16 protein-coding genes are annotated in these 19,552 nt (G+C 64.7%); 4 read left to right on the forward strand and 12 right to left on the reverse strand.

Features of this window, described 5'->3' with window-relative positions:
- Positions 1–13: 13 nt before the first annotated feature.
- Both FJW06_RS01985 and cysG read right to left on the reverse strand, forming a co-directional pair.
- Positions 14–319 (reverse strand): DUF2849 domain-containing protein, encoded by a 306-nt coding sequence (locus tag FJW06_RS01985; protein ID WP_140747176.1) that lies wholly within the window; start codon positions 317–319, stop codon positions 14–16.
- Positions 316–1,764: a siroheme synthase CysG gene (cysG, locus tag FJW06_RS01990; RefSeq protein WP_140747179.1), complete on the reverse strand. Its 1,449-nt coding sequence runs from the start codon at positions 1,762–1,764 to the stop codon at positions 316–318. The genes FJW06_RS01985 and cysG overlap by 4 nt, the downstream gene beginning before the upstream one ends.
- 411 nt (positions 1,765–2,175) lie before the next feature.
- On the opposite strand from cysG, the gene FJW06_RS01995 reads away from it, so the two are divergent.
- Both FJW06_RS01995 and ybaL read left to right on the forward strand, forming a co-directional pair.
- A complete protein-coding gene (locus tag FJW06_RS01995) occupies positions 2,176–2,616 on the forward strand; it encodes a host attachment family protein (protein WP_246674496.1) in 441 nt (146 codons plus the stop codon).
- Positions 2,617–2,822: 206 nt separating this feature from the next.
- Positions 2,823–4,625 (forward strand): YbaL family putative K(+) efflux transporter, encoded by a 1,803-nt coding sequence (ybaL, locus tag FJW06_RS02000; protein ID WP_140747185.1) that lies wholly within the window; start codon positions 2,823–2,825, stop codon positions 4,623–4,625.
- Between the two features lie 6 nt (positions 4,626–4,631).
- Here the strand turns inward: ybaL and FJW06_RS02005 are convergent, their stop codons facing one another.
- A complete protein-coding gene (locus tag FJW06_RS02005) occupies positions 4,632–5,438 on the reverse strand; it encodes a helix-turn-helix transcriptional regulator (RefSeq protein WP_140747188.1) in 807 nt (268 codons plus the stop codon).
- Between the two features lie 124 nt (positions 5,439–5,562).
- Between FJW06_RS02005 and FJW06_RS02010 the strand changes: the two genes are divergently transcribed.
- Positions 5,563–6,480: a zinc-binding dehydrogenase gene (locus FJW06_RS02010; protein ID WP_140747191.1), complete on the forward strand. Its 918-nt coding sequence runs from the start codon at positions 5,563–5,565 to the stop codon at positions 6,478–6,480.
- A gap of 13 nt (positions 6,481–6,493) precedes the next feature.
- Here the strand turns inward: FJW06_RS02010 and FJW06_RS02015 are convergent, their stop codons facing one another.
- From FJW06_RS02015 to FJW06_RS02045, 7 genes are all read right to left on the reverse strand, one after another.
- Complete coding sequence (locus FJW06_RS02015; protein WP_140747195.1) at positions 6,494–7,243, reverse strand: SDR family oxidoreductase; 750 nt, start codon at positions 7,241–7,243, stop codon at positions 6,494–6,496.
- Between the two features lie 64 nt (positions 7,244–7,307).
- The gene (locus FJW06_RS02020) at positions 7,308–9,563 is read right to left on the reverse strand and encodes a transglycosylase domain-containing protein (RefSeq protein ID WP_140747198.1); all 2,256 of its coding nucleotides are present in this window, start codon (positions 9,561–9,563) and stop codon (positions 7,308–7,310) included.
- 184 nt (positions 9,564–9,747) lie between these two features.
- Entirely contained in the window at positions 9,748–11,715 is a 1,968-nt protein-coding gene (locus tag FJW06_RS02025) for an acyltransferase family protein (protein ID WP_181178107.1), read from the reverse strand.
- A 46-nt stretch (positions 11,716–11,761) separates the two neighbouring features.
- Positions 11,762–11,908, reverse strand: a complete 147-nt coding sequence (locus tag FJW06_RS02030; RefSeq protein ID WP_040987330.1) for a hypothetical protein — start codon at positions 11,906–11,908, stop codon at positions 11,762–11,764.
- A 48-nt stretch (positions 11,909–11,956) separates the two neighbouring features.
- Complete coding sequence (locus FJW06_RS02035) at positions 11,957–12,157, reverse strand: hypothetical protein (protein WP_140747203.1); 201 nt, start codon at positions 12,155–12,157, stop codon at positions 11,957–11,959.
- A gap of 68 nt (positions 12,158–12,225) precedes the next feature.
- Positions 12,226–12,846 carry a ribonuclease D gene (locus tag FJW06_RS02040; protein ID WP_140747205.1) on the reverse strand — a complete coding sequence of 207 codons (621 nt, stop codon included), beginning with the start codon at positions 12,844–12,846 and terminating at the stop codon, positions 12,226–12,228.
- 147 nt (positions 12,847–12,993) lie between these two features.
- On the reverse strand, positions 12,994–14,379 hold the full coding sequence (locus tag FJW06_RS02045) for a M20/M25/M40 family metallo-hydrolase (RefSeq protein WP_140747207.1): 1,386 nt from the start codon (positions 14,377–14,379) through the stop codon (positions 12,994–12,996).
- A 424-nt stretch (positions 14,380–14,803) separates the two neighbouring features.
- Here FJW06_RS02045 and polA point away from each other — a divergent pair, with 424 nt between their 5' ends.
- The gene (polA, locus tag FJW06_RS02050) at positions 14,804–17,767 is read left to right on the forward strand and encodes a DNA polymerase I (protein ID WP_181178119.1); all 2,964 of its coding nucleotides are present in this window, start codon (positions 14,804–14,806) and stop codon (positions 17,765–17,767) included.
- A gap of 157 nt (positions 17,768–17,924) precedes the next feature.
- Here polA and FJW06_RS02055 read toward each other — a convergent pair whose 3' ends face one another.
- Together FJW06_RS02055 and mgrA are read right to left on the reverse strand one after the other, a co-directional pair.
- Complete coding sequence (locus FJW06_RS02055) at positions 17,925–18,329, reverse strand: Fur family transcriptional regulator (RefSeq protein ID WP_140747211.1); 405 nt, start codon at positions 18,327–18,329, stop codon at positions 17,925–17,927.
- 149 nt (positions 18,330–18,478) lie between these two features.
- Positions 18,479–19,525, reverse strand: a complete 1,047-nt coding sequence (gene mgrA / locus FJW06_RS02060) for an L-glyceraldehyde 3-phosphate reductase (RefSeq protein WP_140747213.1) — start codon at positions 19,523–19,525, stop codon at positions 18,479–18,481.
- Positions 19,526–19,552: the final 27 nt, after the last annotated feature.

Here is a 19,552-nt window from a genome sequence, read left to right on the forward strand (position 1 = left end):
GCCTTGCTTGGATTTAAGCGGCTCGTGCCGCTTGCGGGCCCGCTTGCTTGCCGAGGTCGGGGTGGATGGTCGGGCCCGCAGCGCGGATCTTCTCGCGCAGCCGCACCGGCTCGACCAAGCCATCGACAATGGTTACGTCGATCACATTGACGTCCAGGACTTCATTGTTGGCGGCGGCCGCGGCGCCGATCGCTTCCAGCCGGTCCTCCGCCGCCTTGTCATGCGCGACATCGGCATGACCGACGGTCTCCGCCCAGCCGCCATCGGCGTACCAGACGGCGATGCCGTCGGAGAGCCTGTTCGCGGTCAGTACCTTCATGGTTGAACTCCTTCGGCGACGGCTGAAGCCGTGTCCTCATGCTTATGGGCCGCGAGCGGCTCCGATTGTTCGAAATTGGCGCCGGCGATGGCATCGCCGATGATCGTCATCACCGGACCGGTGAGGTCGGCGCGCTCTTCCAGCGACGGCAGGTCGGCGAGCGTGCCGTGGAAGCGGCGACGATTGCCGAGGCTGGCATTCTCGACGACGGCGACGGCGGTGTCCGGCGACAGCCCGGCTTCGATCAGCCGTCCAGCGACTTCCGCCGCGACCGAACGGCCCATATAGACGGCGACCGTCGCGCCGGAGATGGCAAGCTTTGCCCAGTCCGGCAGCGAGTTGCCCTTGAGGTCGTGGCCGGTGGTGAACACCATCGAGGATGAAACACCGCGCAGCGTCAGCGGCAGTTCGAAATCGGCGGCGGCGGCGAAGGCAGCGGTGACGCCCGGAACCACCTCATAGGCGATCCCGGCCTCGCGCAGCGCCGCCATTTCCTCGCCGGCGCGTCCGAACACCAATGGGTCGCCGGACTTCAGCCGCACCACGCGCTTGCCGGCGCGGCCGAGCTCGATGAGCATCGCATTGATCTCTTCCTGGCTCTTGGAATGGCAGCCCTTGCGCTTTCCCACCGGCAGGCGCTCGGCGTCCCGGCGGCCCATGGCGACGATCGCCTCCGGCACCAGCGCGTCATAGACGATGGCATCTGCCTCCATCAGCAGCCGATGCGCGCGCAAGGTCAGAAGATCCTCCGCGCCCGGGCCGGCGCCGACCAACGCGATATGTCCGCCGACCGGAGCATCCTGGGCCAAAAGCTCGAGCGCCGCGCCATGGGCCGCGGCGAGTTCGCCGGCTTCGATGGCCTTGGCCGGCGCGCCGGCGAAGAAATCGCTCCAGAAGCGGCGGCGGCGATTGCCTTTCGGCAGGCTCTCGGCGGCGGCACGGAACGACGCGGCAAGTGCTGCCAGCCGGCCGAGCGACGGCGACAGCATGCGATCGATGCGCCCGCGCAGCATCTGCGCCAGCACTGGTCCGGCGCCTTCGGTGCCGATGGCGACCGCCACCGGCGCCCGATTGACCAGCGCCGGCGTGAAGAAATCGCAAAGCTCGGGCCGATCTACGGCATTGACCGCAATGCCCAGCCGGCGCGCGTCCTCGGCGACGCGGCGATCGAGCGCCTCGTCGCCACTCGCGGCGAACACCAGTGCCGCACCGTGGAGATGCGCGGCCTCATAGGCGGCGTCGATATGAACGGCGCCGGTCGATGCGATGAAATCCGACAGACCGCCGCCGGCATTGTCGGCAATGATGCGCAGCACCGCGCTCGACTGCGAAAGCAGCCTGGCCTTGACAAGCGCTTCCTCGCCATTGCCGACGATGGCTACGGCCTCGCCGTCGACCCGCATGAAGACGGGAAAGGCATCGAGCTTGGTGTTGGTTGGCGACATGGCGGCGAGCAATACTGAAACAGTTTGGCAGTTTTACGCGGACTGGCCAAAAACCAGAAGGCAAGCACTCGCGCGCCGCCGAACGGCAGGCAATCGCTTTTTCGCAGCCGCGAAGAGCAAGAGAAAAAAATTCTACTTTAAGAATGAGACGGTCAGAGCGGCGTGAGGAATCGCCTTGATCCGACGCAATTTTTAGCACCGCATCGGGAAAGCGGCAAAATAGTTTTTTCTAAATTCTACTAACCTAGTAGATTAAAGCCTTACCGCTCGGGACCAGCCTCGTCTGGCGATTGCAGTCGAGGCGTCACCGCGAGATCGGAACAATCATGCTCCGCGGCTCGTTTGCCTAGCGATCATCCTGTCGATCCGGAGTGCCGTCGATCGACAACAATGCAAGCAAGGAGGAAGGTCATGAGCGTCAAGCTGAAGCACGGATTGTGGGTCGTCGTGGCCGATGGCGAGAAGGCACTCTTCCTGCGCAACCAGGGAGACAGCAAGTTCCCGAATCTGGAAGTGGTGCAGGAAATGGAACAGGAAAACCCCGCAACGCGCGAGCAAGGCAGCGACAAGCCGGGCCGCCAGAGCAACGAGGGTCCCCGCAGCGCCGTCGAAGAAACCGATTGGCACCGTCTCGGCAAGGAGCGCTTCGCTGTCGAGATAGCTGACCGGCTCTACAAGCTTGCGCATCGCGGCGCATTCGACGCGGTTGTGCTGATCGCGCCACCGCAGGTGCTTGGCGAGATGCGCCAGAAACTGCACAAGGAAGTCAGCGAGAGGGTGCAGGCCGAAATCCCCAAGACGCTCACCAACCATACCGTTGCCGACATCGAAACCCTTCTGCAGGCGGCATAAATCCGCGGAAGCAAAGCAGCTTCGGGGTCCCAAAACTCTCTCTTTGTCGGCGGTGCGCCGATTTTCCGGTCGGCGCCCTGCTTCAGCGTCGATTTCTGCGCGACGATGGTTGCATCATCGCCGCTCCCTCAACCATATTGCCGGAGGCGACAGCCTCGGCGAGCGCCCATCCGACATGGTGAATTTCGAAAGGCGCTCCATAGACAATGCCGCATGACACGCCCCTTATCGCCACCATCGTCGCCGGTCTGGGGCTTGCATTCATCTTCGGGGCGTTAGCCAACCGTTTCCGCATCCCGCCACTCGTCGGCTATCTTGTCGCCGGCGTCCTGGTCGGCCCGAACACGCCGGGGTTCGTCGCCGACGCCAGCCTCGCCAACGAGCTCGCGGAGATCGGCGTCATCCTTTTGATGTTCGGCGTCGGCCTGCATTTTTCGCTCAAGGACCTTCTGTCCGTCCGTGCCATCGCCGTGCCGGGCGCGATCGTGCAGATCGGCTTGGCCACCCTGCTTGGCGTCGGGCTCGCCTGGCTGCTCGGCTGGTCGCTGGGCGCCGGCCTGGTCTTCGGCCTGGCGCTTTCGGTCGCCTCGACCGTGGTGCTTTTGCGCGCCATGCAGGAGCGGCGGCTGATCGAGACCGAGCGTGGCCGCATCGCCGTCGGCTGGCTGATCGTCGAGGATCTGGCCATGGTGCTGGCGCTGGTGCTGTTGCCCGCGCTCGCCGGCGTGCTTGGCGGCCAGCCGCAGGTCGAAGACCATGCGAGCTTGCTTTCGCTGCCCGCCAGCTACGGCCTATGGGGCGTGGTCGGCGCAACATTCGCCAAGGTCGCCGCCTTCGTCGTCGTCATGCTGGTGGTCGGCCGCAGGGTCATCCCGTGGATCCTGCATTACGTCGCCCACACCGGCTCCCGGGAATTGTTCCGGCTCTCGGTGCTTGCGATCGCGCTCGGCGTCGCCTTCGGCGCGGCGAAGCTGTTCGGCGTCTCGCTGGCGCTCGGTGCCTTCTTCGCCGGCATGATCATGAGCGAATCCGAGCTCAGCCACCGCGCGGCCGAAGAATCGCTGCCGCTGCGCGACGCCTTCTCGGTGCTGTTCTTCGTCTCGGTCGGCATGCTGTTCGACCCCTTCAGCCTGATCAGCAACGGCCTGCCTATCGTCGCCACCCTGGCCATCATCGTCATCGGCAAGTCGATTGCGGCTTTCGTCATCGTGGTCGCCTTCCGCTATCCGATCGCAACCGCGCTGATGATTTCGGCGAGCCTTGCCCAGATCGGCGAATTCTCCTTCATCCTGGCCGATCTCGGCGTCGGGCTGAAATTGCTGCCCGAACAGGGCCGTGACCTGATCCTGGCCGGCGCAATCCTGTCGATCCTGCTCAATCCGCTGATGTTCCTCCTTGTCGACTGGATGAAGCCCTGGCTGGAAAAGCGCGCCGGCAAGACAGCTACTCCCGAGGAGGCAAAGCCGATCGGCCCGGCGACCGAGCCAGGCCAGGTCGCTTCGGTCCAGGCAACGCCAGGAAAGGAAGACGGCCCGCCGCCCCGGACTGCGCTTGCCGGCCATTCCATCCTGATCGGTTATGGTCGCGTCGGCAGTCTTGTAGGCGCGGCGTTGAAAGAAGCCGCCCTGCCCTTCCTGGTGATAGAGGATGCCGACAAGACGTTAGCCAAGCTGCGCGATGACGGCGTCGAGACCGTCGCGGGCAATGCCGCCAATGCGGATGTCTTCGCGGCCGCCAATCCCGAAGGCGCGAAACGGCTGATCCTCGCCATCCCCAATGCCTTCGAGGCAGGGCAGGTCGTGCTCAGGGCCCGCGCGGCCAATCCGGCGATCAACGTCGTTGCCCGTGCTCATTCCGACGCCGAGGTCGAGCACCTGAAAGGGTTGGGCGCCGACACCGTGATCATGGGCGAGCGCGAGATCGCGCGGGGGATCGTCGAGGTGGTGATCGGCAGAACCGCCGATTCAGCCGGGCCGCCCTCCCTGAGGGTCGATCCGCAGCCCGCTTGACGCGCGTCAGGCGACGAAGGCGGAACTGCCGTTCCGCGCAATATCACCAAGGTATTTCGCCGGTGGCTTGCCCAGCGCCTTCTTGAACATGGTGATGAAGGCGGTGACGGATTGATAGCCGAGATCGCCCGACACCTGCTGCACGCTGGCTCCGGCGGACAGTTCCCTGAGCGCGACGATCAGGTTCAGTTGCTGGCGCCAGCGGCCGAAGCTCAAGCCCGTCTCCTTGACGACAAGACGCGCCAGGCTGCTTTCGCTCAGCGCCACGCGATCCGCCCACTGCGCCAGCGTGCCGCGATCGGCGGGGTCGTCGGCAAGAGCTTCGACGATCCGGCGCAGCCGCGGCTCGGCCGAGATCGGCAGGTGCAAGTGCTGCACAGGCATAAGCGGCAGCTCGGCGAGCAGGACGCCTCCCAGGAAACCGCATCGCGCATCGTCCGGCGCGCACTCCGACAGCTCGATGATTACCTCGCGCAGCAGCGGCGAGATCGAAAGCGTGCAGCATCGATCCGGCAGGTTGGCGGCCCCCGGCTCGATATAGACGAAGAAAATCCGCGCGTTGGCCGTCGCGGTGTTGCTGTGGCGCATGCTGCCGGGAATCCACACGCCGCAATGCGGCGGCACCATCCAGAGCCCGTTCGGAACGCGGCAGGTGACGGCGCCGCCGAGCGCGAAGACCAGTTGCCCCTTGCGATGCCAATGCTCGCGCACCTCGGCCCTGGTCTCGGTGACATCGACGCCAACGGCGATCGCCGGCGCGGCCACCTGATCGACGTCGAAATCCAGCCAGGGCCAGCGGAGTGGCTGTCTCATCCTTGACGTCTTTTGGCGATCATTTGGTCTTATCTCTAAATTTTTCGAACACAAAAGTCGATAGTTTAAGCCCTTCCGTCGTAGCCGATCGCGTCTCCCAGGCGTCAATTTCAAAGGTGGACCTATGCTTGCTCTCACTATCTCTTCCACCAGCCCCAACCGGCTGAAGCTCATCGAGGCCGACGGACCAAACTGCAACCCGAATGAAGCATTGGTGAGAGTTCATTCAACATCATTGAATCGTGGCGAGCTGCGCCTGCTCCCCATCCGCCCCGATGGCTGGATACCCGGCCAGGACATCGTCGGCTTTGTCGAACGCGCGGCGGCCGACGGCTCAGGCCCGGCCGCGGGCATGCGCGTCGCGGCCTTGGTCGACCAGGCCGGCTGGGCCGAACATGTCGCCGTTCCGACCGACCGCCTCGCCGTCATACCCGACGCTGTCAGCTTCGCCTCCGCCGCCACGCTGCCGGTGGCGGGCACGACGGCGCTGAGGACCTTGCGCCATGGCGGAAACCTGGCAGGTCAGCGGGTCCTGATCACCGGCGCAAGCGGCGCGGTCGGCCGCTTCCAGATCCAGATCGCCCGAGAGCAAGGCGCTTCGGTGACAGCGATCGCCTCTGCCCGGCATCACGATGATCTTCGCAACCTGGGCGCCGGGCAGGTCGTGGAGTCCATCGACCTAGCCGAGGGACCCTTTTCGCTGATCACCGAGTCGGTCGGCGGCAAAAGCCTCGCCGCCGCGATCGAGCGCGTCGCCCCGGGCGGAACGATCGTCATGTTCGGCTCGAGCAGCGGCGAGCTCACGCCGATCGGATTCCGTCAGTTCGTTCCGGGCCACGAGGGCGCGAAGCTGCAGACTTTCGCCTACTACACGTCCGGTTCGGCCATCGGCGCCGACATCGCCTGGCTGCTTGACTTGGTTGCGGCCGGCAGGCTGGAAACCCGCGTGGCCATGACCGTGCCGTGGGCGGACATCGGCCAGGCCCTGGACGCGCTCAGACAGCGCAGCTTCAGCGGCAAGGCTGTCCTCACTGTGGCTTGACGTCAGCCGCCGCTCACACGTGCTGGCCGCCATTGATGTGGATTTCCGAGCCGGTCACGTACGACGACTGGCCCGAGCACAGGAAGTAGATGATGTCGGCCACTTCCGACGTGGCGCCCAGCCTTCTCAGCGGGATCGTTTCGACTATTCTGTCCGTGCCGGGCGACAGGATCGCGGTGTCGATCTCGCCTGGCGCGATCGCGTTGACGCGGATGCCGTGCGGGCCGAAGTCATGCGCCATCTCGCGCGTCAGCGAGCCGAGCGCCGCCTTCGATGTTGCATAGGCCGTACCGGCGAACGGATGGACGCGCGTCCCGGCGATCGAGGTGACGTTGACGATCGAGCCCCTGGCGGCGGCCAATTCCTTGAACAGACCTCTCGCCAGCATGATCGGCGCGAAGAAATTGACCTGGAACACGTCGCGCCAGACATGCATCGGCGTGTCGATCGAATTCATCCGGCTGCCGTCCTTCAGCTTCGGCGAGATGCCGGCATTGTTGACCAGCGCATGCAGCTGCCCGCCATGCGCTTCCAGCCGGTGGCGGATTTCCGAAATGGCGATGCCGACATCCTCCTGGTCGGCGAGATCGACCTTGATGTGATCCTCGGGGCCGGCCGGCCATGGGCAGTCCTCGGCAAAGGCCTGGCGCGAACAGGTGATGACCCGCCAGCCTTCGCGCGAAAAGCGCTTCACCGTCGCATGGCCGATCCCCCGGCTGGCGCCGGTGAGCACGATGGTTTTTCTGCTGTCGGTCTCGGCCATGGTTCTATCTCCGGCCGGACATGTAGCCGAAGGCGGCAGCCATTGCGAGAGGCGAAGTGCCGCTTCAGCCCCCGCTCAATATGTCGAGGATCGAGGTCTGCCGCCTTTTCTTCGGTCCGCCGACATCGCCGGGCGGCACCGGATGCCCAACCGAGGCGGTGGTGCCGCCATCGCTCGGCATGCCGAAGCCGTCAGCATCGACCGTCTGGGCCGGACGCGCCTGCCGTGCCGGCGCAGGGGCCTGGGCGGCGGGCGCCGGCTGGCCGACGGCGGCCGGCGGCGCCGCAGGCGGCTGCGAGGCGTCCGCCGACGGGATCTCGTCGGGCACGATCGTATCGGACGGCGTCGACTTCCAGGTGCCGGGCAGCGGCCTGACCGGCACGCCTTCATGCGCGGCCACCATGAATTCATGCCAGGCCTGCGCCGGCAAGGCGCCGCCGGTGACCTTCTTCATCGGGCTGCCGTCGTCATTGCCGAACCATACGCCGGTGGTGAGGTTGGCGGTGTAGCCGACGAACCAGGCATCGCGCGAGTTCTGGCTGGTGCCGGTCTTGCCGGCCGAAGGCCAGTTGAATGCCGCCTTCTTGGCAGTGCCGACCTCGACGGTGCCGGTCATCATCGAGTTCATCATGCCGACGATATCGGCCTTGATGACGCGCGGCGCGCTGCCGGTGGTGCCCTCGTAGAGCACCTTGCCGTTGGCAGTGGTGATGCGCTGGATGAAATGGATGTCCGGCTTGTAGCCGCCATTGGCGAAGGGCACATAGGCCGACGTCAATTCCAGCGGCGTCACCTCCGAGGTGCCGAGCGCGATCGAGGTGTTGGCCTGCAGGTCGGACTGGATGCCCATGCGATGCGCGGCCTCGACCACGGCGTCGGGGCCGACTTCCATGGTGAGCTGTGCCGCCACCGAGTTGAGCGACTTGGCCAGAGCCGTCGCCAGCGTGACCTTGCCGTAATATTTGCCACCGTAATTGTCCGGCGTCCATTTGCCGATCCTGATCGGCGCGTCGTTGCGGATGCTGTCGGGCGTGCGGCCGGCTTCCAGCGCCGCCATGTAGACGAAGGGCTTGAAGGCGGAGCCCGGCTGGCGGCGCGCTTCCGAGGCGCGGTCGAACTGGCTCGTCGAATAATCATAGCCGCCGACCATGGCGCGCACTGCGCCGGAATCGTCGATCGACACCAGCGCGCCTTGGCTGACATTGAGCTTCTTGCCGCTCTCGTCGATCAGCCGGCGGATCGACTGTTCGGCGAGCTTCTGCAGGTTGAGGTCGACGGTGGTGTTGATGACGATGTCGCCGCGCACGTCGCCGATCAGGTCCGGAAGCTCGTCCATCACCGTGTCGGCGACGTAGTTTTCTGAGCCGGTCCAATAGGATGGCGCGCGGGTCGCCGGTGCGCTCAGCGCGGTCTTATATTCCTTGTCGCTGATCTTGCCTGTCTCGCGCATGGCCGCGAGCACGAGCTGCGCCCGCTCCTCGGCCGCCTTCGGGTCGCGCGCCGGCGACAGCTTGGACGGCGCCTTGAGCAGGCCCGCCAGCAACGCCGCTTCCGAAAGCGTGACGTCGCGCGCGCTCTTGCCGAAATAGCGCCGCGAGGCCGCCTCGACACCATAGGCGCCCGAACCGAAATAGACCCGGTTGAGGTACATTTCGAGGATCTGGTCCTTGCTGTGCTTGTGCTCGAGCCAGAGCGCCAGCAGCACTTCCTGCACCTTGCGCTCCAGCGTGCGGTCCGGCGTCAGGAACAGGTTCTTGGCCAGCTGCTGCGTCAGCGTCGAGCCGCCTTGCGAGAAATGCCCGCCGACGAGATTGGTGACAATGGCGCGCGACAGGCCGATCGGGTCGATGCCGAAATGCGAATAGAAGCGCCGGTCCTCGATGGCGACCACGGCCTCGGGGATATAGGGCGACATTTCGTGCAGGCCGACGGCCTCGCCGCCCGACGCGCCGCGATTGGCGATAAGCTGCCCATCGACCGAGACGATCTTGATGTTCGGCGCACGGTCCGGGACCGACCACGTCGTCGCCGCTGGCATCTTGGCGCCGTAATAGACGATGATGCCGGCCGCCGCGATGCCGCCCCATATGCAGAGCACGAAGCACCAGTAGACCAGGCGCGTGGCGATGCCGAGCAGCCCGCGCCGGTTGCGATCGCGGCCGCGACTGCGTGATTTCTTTGCGGATCTGCCCTTTGCAGCGGGTTTGCGGGTGCGCGGCACGACGCGATCCTCCTCGCTCACCGAAAAACCATCGGAGGATTTCGCGCGCGGCGATCCCTCGAAGCTCGGTTCGATGCGACTGTCTCTGCGGTTCGCCATGCGCTCTTGCTGTCTGTCCCCGATGCCGATGGCGTTCGGGTTGAAGACTAGATGCGGCGGTTTAAAGGCGGGTTAAAGCAGGGTTTATGCAGGCTTTTGAAAACCCTTACGATTTTCTGAATCTGGCTGTCTTACCAGCATCGCGCAGGCGGCCTGCAGGATGCCATTGCCGGTAGACGGTTGCTCAAAGACCCGCTGCCTTGGCCAGATAGGGCGCCAGCGCCAGGGCATAGCTTGCCGTGAGATGATGGTTGTCGCGCAGCACGACGATGTTGCCGACCACCGCCGGGCAGCTGTCCTTGCCGCATAGCGCATCGTTCATGTCGACCACGCTCACCCCCGCCACGGACTGAGCGGCGAGCGCGTAGATGTTTTCGCGTTCGACCTCGCTGCGCGGATTGACACATTTGCCCGGATCGGTTCTGAGGCAATCGCGCGGATCGAACAGGCTGAACGGTGTGTTGCGGATGGCGACGACGCGCACGCCCGCGCCGGTGAGTTCGCTCCAGACGCTGCGCAATCCTTCGATCATCGCGTCCTGCGCCACGCCGGTATAGTTGCTCTGGCTAGTGATCACGAGATCGGGCTTCAATTTCGCAATTTCGGCGAGAACCTTCTCCCGCCACAGCGCGCATTGCTCATACGGTTTGCCGTCGTCGAGGATGGTGACCCGGGTCACCGGGCAGGCCGCCTTGGTGAAGGTGACGAGCTTCCATTTTCTGTCCTTGGCTATTTTGTCGACTGCCGGCACCCATTGCGCCGCGTGGGAATCGCCCATTACGACGATGGTCCTCGTCCCCGTCGGGTCCCCGAGCTGGCAACCCGTCGCGTCGATGCTCCTCTGCTCCCGATGGCATTTCATCTTGTAGATGACCGGCACGTCGCTGCCGATCTTGCTCAAGGGGGGCAGCGGCTTGACGCCCTGGGGGACGACGGCGTTCGCCAGCAAGGCCGCGGGTCCCGGATAATTCGGCGTCCCGATCAGGCTGGTGTCGATGGGCTGCCGGTCGACGACATAGACGAGTCCGCCGGCCGCCGCCACGCACAACCCCACCGCCAGCGTGCCGTCGATCAGCGGCCGCCATGCCAGCGACGAGCGCGAATGGCGATAGGGCTGTTCGACGAAGCGGTAGGAGAGACCGGAAACAGCCAGGGTGGCGATGATGATGAGAACGCCATCGACCAGGCCGACCGGGCCGCGCTGCGCCACATAGAATATGATCAGCGGCCAATGCCACAGATAGATCGAATAGGAGCGATCGCCGATATAGCGCAGCGCGGCGGTGTCCAGGCCACGGAAGCGGCCCATGCGCACGCTGCCTGCCGCAATGACCAGAGCCGCGCCGAGCGTCGGCAGCAGCGCCTTGAAGCCTGGAAAATCGGTCGACCTTGAAAACAGCGCCGCCGATGCAAGTGCCGCCAGCATGCCGGCGACAGCCATCGCATTCCTTATATGCGCGCTCGGACGGAACCGATCGAGCGTCAGTGCCAGCAATCCCCCAAGGGCCAGCTCCCAGACCCTGGTGTGGGTGACGAAATAGGCCCATGCAGGATCGGCTCGGGTAAGGGCGACGGAAGCCGCGAGCGAGCCCGCCATGACCACGCCGAGCACGAAGGTGAGCATTTGCACGGGTGAATGTCCGCGGCGCCTGGCCCACCATAGCGCCGCGATCATCAGCACCGGCCAGACGATGTAGAACTGCTCCTCGATCGAAAGCGACCAGAAATGCTGGACGGGGCTCGGCGCGTCCTGGGCGCCAAGATAATCCACGGCCTGCTCGGCAAGCCGCCAGTTCTGCACGTAGAGCGCGCTTGCGATCACCTGCCTGGCGGTTTCTTCCCACCATGCGTCCGACACGAACAGCAGCGTTCCCGCAAGCGTGACCAGGAGCGCGACGACCGCCGCCGGCAACAGCCGCCTGACCCGGCGCGTGTAAAAGCCGATAAGCGAGATGCCGTCTTCGCTGAGCGCCATGCGCGCGAGCAGGCCAGTGATGAGGAAGCCGGAGATGACGAAGAAGATGTCGACCCCGACATAGCCGCCGGGAAGCGCTGCCGGCCAGATGTGGAAGATCACCACAAAGGCTACGGCAAGCCCGCGCAGCCCCTGTATCTCCGGCCGAAATCCCCCCGGCGCAATGTCGTCTCGCAAAGCCAGTCTGGTCCCTCACGGCGCCGGCCTGCCCCGGCCAGCATGGTCAATTCTGCTGGATCGAAATCCCCTTGTCGTCGATCTTGAGCTCGACGCCTTTCGGCTTGGTGTGCTCGCGATAGACATAGATGCCGAGCGCGATGATCACCGCGATCAGCACACCGATGATGAGATAGAGCGTGTTCTGCCTCATTGCGTCCCCTTGGTTCGGTCGAGGCCCGCTTTGAAGCCTGCAGGCGGCCTACTGGTCGTCGTCATCGGAGGCCGGACGCCAGCTCGTCGGATCGACCTTCCTTTGCGTGTCGCTGTCGGTGTAGACCCACCAGCCGCCGTCGCGATACTGGCCGATGGACTCGTTGACGACGCCGTCGCCGTCCTTCCACAGGATGGTGACTTTCGAGCCGTCCTTCGGCGCGCTTTCTATCGGTTTACGCTCTGCCATCTCACTCCCTCCACGAACCGGCCCCCCAATAGACCGGCTCCAACGTCCTTTCGACGCGCCGCCTTCCGTCAGCTATGCGCGAAGATGTCTTCCTCCGCCCAGCCCATCAGGTCGAGCTTGGCGCGCGTCGGCAGGAAACGGAAGCAGGCGTCCGCCTCCTTGGTGCGGTTTTCGCGCGCCAGGCGCGCCGCAAGAACCTCGCGTAGGCGGTGCAGGTAAAGCACGTCGGAGGCGGCATAGTCGAGCTGCTCGGGCGAGAGCGTTTCCGCCGCCCAGTCGGAGGATTGCTGCGCCTTGGACAGGCCGATGCCGAGCAATTCGTTGCAGAGATCCTTCAGCCCATGCCGGTCGGTATAGGTGCGGGTGAGCCGCGACGCGATCTTGGTGCAGAACACCGGCTCCGCCATCACGCCAAAGGCGTGGTAGAGCACGGCGATGTCGAAACGGCCGTAATGGAACAGCTTGGTGATCGCGCGGTTCCTGAGCAGGCTGACAAGGTTCGGCGCCTTCTTCTGGCCGGGTGCGATCTGGATGACGTCGGCGCTGCCGTCGCCGGGCGAGATCTGCACCACGCAGAGCCGGTCGCGATGCGGGTTGAGCCCCAGCGTTTCCGTGTCGATGGCCACTGCCCCCACATTGTAGCGGGTGAGGTCCGGCAGATCGTTCTTATGGAAACGGATATCGGTCATTCTCTTCTCCGGATCGCGGCCGCAATGCCGCGCATCGCTTGGGATGCGCCAGTAGACGGCGGCGCGTTGCGCTGGTCATCCGTCCTCGCCGCGATCCGGAGAAAAATCAACAGAAAGTTGAATCTCACGTCTTGCGTGATTTTCGCCTCAGCGGGTCAGCGCGTCGAGGATCCTCGCCCAGGACCGCTGCCCCTTGTGAAAGGAGGTCAACTCGTATTTCTCGTTCGGCGAATGAATGCGGTCGTCGTCGAGGCCGAAGCCGACCAGCAGCGATTCCATGCCGAGATAGGTCTGGAAGTCGCCGACCACGGGGATCGAGCCGCCGCTACCGATGGTCAGCGCCTGCTTTTCCCATTCGTCGGACAGCGCGTCCTTGGCCTTCGCCAGAAACGGCGAGTCGTAGGAAAGCTGGATCGCCGGCGACCCGCCATGCGGATGGAATTCGACCGAGCAGTCGCCGGGAATGCGCTCGCGCACGAAAGCCTGGAAGGCGGCGCGGATCTTCTTCGGGTCCTGCTTGTGGACAAGCCGGAATGACACTTTCGCCGACGCTTCGGCCGCGATCACCGTCTTGAAGCCTTTGCCGGTGTAGCCGCCGATGATGCCGTTGAACTCGGCCGTTGGCCTTGCCCAGGTCATTTCAAGCACCGAGCGACCTTTCTCGCCGGCCGGAATGGAGAGGCCGACCGGTCCGAGGAAGGTTTCGGCCGTCTCGCCCAGCCCTTCCCAGGACTTGAGCACTTGGCTAGGCGTCTCCTCAACGCCGTCATAGAAGCCCGGAATGGTGACGCGGCCATTCTCGTCATGTACGTCGGCGAGGATCTTGGCCAGGATGCGGATCGGATTGGCGGCCGGGCCGCCATAGAGGCCCGAATGCAGGTCGCGGCTGGCCGCCTTGACCGTAACCTCCTCGCCGACCATGCCGCGCAGCGACACGCAGATCGACGGCGTCTCGCGGTTCCACATGCTGGTATCGCAGACCAGCGCGAAATCCGCCCTCAGCTCGGCGGCGTTGGCCTCCAGGAACGGCTTCAGCGACGGCGAGCCGGATTCCTCCTCGCCCTCGAACAGGATGGTGACGCGGCAGGGCAGATTGCCATGCACCTGCTTCCAGGCGCGGCATGCCTCGACGAAGGTCATCAGCTGCCCCTTGTCGTCGGCCGAGCCGCGCCCGGTGATCACCTTGCGGCCAGGCTCGATCTCCTTGATCGACGGCGCGAACGGATCGGCTTCCCACAATTCGATCGGATCGACCGGCTGCACGTCGTAATGGCCATAGAACAAGACGTGCGGCGCGCCCGCCGGTCCCTCGTGATGCGCCACCACCATCGGATGTCCGGGCGTGTCGCGCACGCTCGCGTCGAAGCCGATCAGCTTGAGCTCGGCGACCAGCCACTCCGCCCCCTTGCGGCAGTCGGCGGCAAAGGCCGGATCGGTGGAGATCGACTTGATGCCGAGCAGGCCGAACAGCCGCTCGAGGCTCTGGTCGAGATTCTGGTCGAGACGTTCGAGAACGGGGGAGATTCTGGACATGAGCGGGCCTTTCGATCTTTGCGCCGACCCTAAAGGTCCGGACCGGAAACGAAAAGCCGCGATTGTTGGACCAACGCCAGCATCGCTGTCGCCAAATAAAAGAAGACCGCCGTGGTGGAGGGGGAACCACGGCGGTCTCTACTCGAAACGTTGCGGCAGCCCGGAGAGGGGGGATAGGCTGCCGCAGTTTGCCCGGGATAGGCGGGGGACGGGCCTTACTCCGGACTTCGGCGAAAACTGCCGATGACGTGTATTTGGGTCTGTGAACATGGCGATTCAAGGGCACTAAAATTACACTTTTGTAACATGCCCGTGAGCGGCAAATTTCCGGCCGGACAGGATCTGTCAGGGGTGTTGCCCGAACCGGCGGGTTCCACAGCCTTTGGCATGGACCGCGAAGCCCGGCCGCGCTATCCCTGCCGGCATGAAAAAAGGCGATCACCTCTTCCTCGTCGACGGCTCCGGCTACATTTTCCGCGCCTATCACGCGCTGCCGCCGCTCAACCGCAAATCCGACGGCCTGCCGACCAGCGCCGTGCTCGGCTTCTGCAACATGGTGTGGAAGCTGATGCAGGATGCCCGCAACACCGATGTCGGCGTGGTGCCGACGCATTTCGCCGTCATCTTCGATTATTCGTCGAAAACCTTCCGCAGTGATCTTTACCCCGAATACAAGGCCAACCGCTCTGCGCCGCCGGAGGACCTGATCCCGCAATTCGGCCTGATCCGCCAGGCGACCGCGGCCTTCAATGTCCCTTGCATAGAGACGGAGGGTTTTGAAGCCGACGACATCATCGCCACTTATTGCCGGCTGGCTTGCGAAGCCGGCGCCGATACCACCATCATCTCTTCCGACAAGGATCTGATGCAACTGGTCGGTCCGACCGTCGGCATGTACGACCCGATGAAGGATCGCCAGATCGGCATTCCCGAGGTGATCGAGAAATGGGGCGTGCCGCCGGAAAAGATGATCGACCTGCAGGCGCTCACCGGCGACTCGGTCGACAACGTGCCGGGCGTGCCGGGCATCGGCCCGAAGACCGCGGCGCAATTGCTCGAACAGTTCGGCGACCTCGACGGGCTGCTGGCGCGCGCTTCCGAGATCAAGCAGGAGAAACGGCGCGAGACCATCATCGCCAATGCCGACAAGGCGCGCATCTCGCGCCAACTGGTGACGCTCAAGAATGACGTGCCGCTGAAGGAAGGCCTGGATGACCTTGTCCTGCATGCGCCGGACGGCCCGAAGCTGATCGGCTTCCTGAAGACGATGGAGTTCACCACGCTGACCCGTCGCGTCGCCGAAGCGACCGGAACGGACATTGGCGACGTCCAGGCCACCGCCGTGACCATCGAGCGCGCCGATACCGCGCATGGTCCCGATGTCGGCGCGGGCGCGCCGCCGGCGCCACGACCGGCCGCCGCGCGGAACGGCGCCGCAAAGCCGGCTGCGCCGGTCAGGGGCGAGGACGCGCCGCCGCAAGGCGATACCCCATCGCTCCTCTCGGCGCTCCGGCTGGAACAGGCGTCGGCGCGCAAGATCGACCCTTCGGCCTATGCGCCCATCCGCGATATGGCCGCGCTCGAGGCGTGGATAGCCGAAGCCCGCGACGCCGGCATCCTTGCTTTCGACGCCGAGACCACCTCGTCCGACCCGATGCAGGCCGATCTCATCGGCCTGTCCATGGCACTCGCGCCGGGCCGCGCCGTCTACGTGCCGCTCGCCCACAAGAGCGGCAACGGCGACCTGCTTGGCGGCGGCCTTGTGGAGAACCAGATCCCGGTCCGCAAGGCGCTGGCGCTGCTGAAGCCGCTGCTTGAGGACCGATCGGTCCTTAAGATCGTGCAGGACATGAAATACGATATCGTCGTGATGAGCCGGCACGGTATCGAGGTCGCTCCGTTCGACGACACGATGCTGATCTCCTACGTGCTCGATGCAGGCACCTCAGGCGGGCACGACCTCGCCTCGCTGTCGGAGAAGTGGCTCGGCCACGCGCCGGCGACGAAAAAGGAACTTGCCGGATCGGGCAAGAGCGCCATCGGCTTCGACCAGGTCGATATCGAGCGTGCGACCGCTTATGCCGGCGAACAGGCCGACCTGGCGCTGCGGCTTTGGCAGGTGCTGAAGCCGAGGCTGGCCGCGAAGGGCCTGGTTTCCGTGTATGAACGGCTGGAACGGCCGCTGGTGCCGGTGCTGGCCCGCATGGAGCAGCGCGGCATCTCCGTCGACCGCCAGATCCTGTCGAGGCTGTCCGGCGAATTGGCGCAGGGCGCCGCCCGCGTGGAGGAAGAGATCTACGGGATCGTCGGCGAGCGCATCAACATCGGCTCGCCGAAGCAGCTCGGCGACATCCTGTTCGGCAAGATGGGCCTGCCGGGCGGCTCGAAGACCAAGACCGGCCAGTGGTCAACCACGGCGCAGCTTCTGGAAGACCTTGCCGCCGAGGGCCATGAGCTGCCGCGCAAGATCGTCGACTGGCGCCAGCTCACCAAACTGAAATCGACCTATACCGACGCGCTGCCCGGCTTCATCAACCCCGGCACCAACCGTGTCCACACCTCCTACGCGCTGGCGGCGACGACGACCGGGCGGCTGTCGTCTTCCGATCCCAATCTGCAGAACATACCGGTGCGCACGGCCGAAGGGCGCAAGATCAGGACCGCCTTTATCGCCGAAAAGGGCCACAAGCTGATCTCAGCCGACTACAGCCAGATCGAGTTGCGGGTGCTCGCCCACGTCGCCGAGATCCCGCAGCTCAAGCAGGCCTTCGCCGACGGCGCCGACATTCACGCCATCACTGCGTCGGAAATGTTCAACGTGCCGGTCGAGGGCATGCCTTCGGAAGTACGCCGGCGCGCCAAGGCTATCAATTTCGGCATCATCTACGGCATCTCGGCCTTCGGCCTTGCCAACCAGCTATCGATCCCGCGCGACGAGGCGAGCGCCTATATCAAGCGCTATTTCGAACGCTTCCCAGGCATCCGCGACTATATCGAGGAAACCAAGGCCTATGCGCGGGAGAACGGCTTCGTCGAAACCATCTTCGGCCGCCGCATTCACTATCCGGAGATAAGGTCGTCCAATCCTTCGATCCGCGCCTTCAATGAGCGCGCCTCGATCAACGCCAGGCTCCAGGGCACCGCCGCCGACATCATCCGCCGCGCCATGGTGCATGTGGAGGAGGCGCTGGAGAAGGCGAAGTTGTCAGCCCGCATGCTGTTGCAGGTGCATGACGAGCTGATCTTCGAAACGGTGGAAGCGGAGGTCGAGGCGACGATCCCCGTGGTGCGCAAGGTGATGGAGAACGCGCCGATGCCGGCCGTCTCGATGTCGGTGCCGCTGCATGTCGACGCCCGCGCCGCCAATAACTGGGACGAGGCGCATTAGGCGCTACCCCACGCTGTAAGAGCGTCGAGATTCAGGTCAGGTCGAGTCGAAAATGGTGGATCCCGAGAACCGGAGCGGAGCGTACTTAAAGTACGTGAGCACCGGAAGCGCAGGAAGCCGCCATTTGCAGGCCGGCCTCACCTGAATATCGGCGTTCTTACGCCGCTTCAGCCCGGCACTTTGCGCACACGCCGCGAAACTCGATCACCGCCTTCTTGGCCGCGAATCCCGTCGAGCGCACCCATTCGTCCAGCCGGTGGTCGACATCATGGTCCGACATCTCTGCGACCTGGCCGCAATTGTCGCAAATGGCGAAGGCCGTCATCGAATGGCTATGGTCGTGCGGCTCGGCGCAGGCGACGAAGGAATTGAGGCTTTCGAGCCGATGCACGAAGCCGGACTTCACCAGCGTATCGAGCGCCCGGTAGACCTGCAGCGGCGCGCGGAAGCCGCGCTCGCGCAGCTGGTCGAGCAGCGTATAGGCGCTGAGCGGTCCGCTTGACGCCTCGAGCTTCTCGAGCACGCAGAGCTGGTTCTTGGTCAGCGCATCTCTTGCCGTCATCTTGTTCGCCCAATCGACATCCGCACGCGATCTCGCATGCGCACGACATCAATTTCCCTGAGATAGCGACGAACGAATGATTTTGCCACCGTTTCCGCAGCGCCTCCCTTCAGGCACGGGGCGGACGGAAATGGCTCAACGGCCAATCGCTACTTGCGCGGCGGTCCCTTGCGTTCCGCCGAAGCCGCCCAGAGGTTGATGTCGGACTCGCGCGCGTAAGTGTCGATCTCGGCGAGCTCGGCATCGGAGAACTCGAGCGCCTTGAGCGCGCCGACGCAGTCCTCGACCTGTTCCGGCCGACTGGCGCCGATCAGCGCCGTGGTCACCCTGCCCTTGCGCAGCACCCAGGCCAGCGCCATCTGCGCCAGCGTCTGGCCGCGCCGGCCGGCGATGGCGTTGAGCGCCCGGATGTTGGCGATTGACTGGTCGTTGATGAAAGCCGGGCGCAGCGACTTGCCCTGGCTGGCGCGGCTGCCTTCGGGGATGCCGCCGAGATATTTGTCGGTCAGCATGCCCTGCGCCAGCGGCGAGAACACGATCGAGCCGATGCCCAGCCCTTCCAGCGCGTCGAGCAGTCCGTCCTCCTCGACCCAGCGGTTGAGCATCGAATAACTTGGCTGGTGGATCAGGCAGGGCGTGCCGAGTCGCCTCAATATATCAGCCGCTTCCCGCGTGCGCTGCGAATTGTAGGACGAGATGCCGGCATAGAGCGCCTTGCCCGAGCGCACCGCATGGTCGAGCGCGCCCATGGTTTCCTCGAGCGGCGTCTCCGGATCAAAACGGTGCGAATAGAAGATATCGACATAGTCGAGCCCCAAGCGCTTGAGGCTCTGGTCGAGGCTCGCCAGCACGTATTTGCGGCTGCCCCATTCGCCATATGGGCCGGCCCACATCTCATAACCGGCCTTGGTCGAGATGATCAGCTCGTCGCGATAGGCGGCGAAATCGGTGCGCAGGATCTCGCCGAACGCGGTTTCCGCCGAGCCCGGCGGCGGGCCGTAATTGTTGGCGAGGTCGAAATGCGTGATGCCGAGGTCGAAGGCCTTGCGCACGATCGCCTGCTTGGTTCGGTGTGGCGTGTCGTTGCCGAAATTGTGCCATAGCCCGAGCGAGATCGCCGGCAGCTTCAGGCCGGAGCGCCCGCAGCGGTTATAGATCATTGTCTCGTAGCGGTTCTCGGCGGCGACATAGGGCATGGGAATCCTCTGGATCGAACAGCGCGG

This window comes from Mesorhizobium sp. B4-1-3, from assembly GCF_006439355.1.
Taxonomy (GTDB): Bacteria; Pseudomonadota; Alphaproteobacteria; order Rhizobiales; family Rhizobiaceae; genus Mesorhizobium.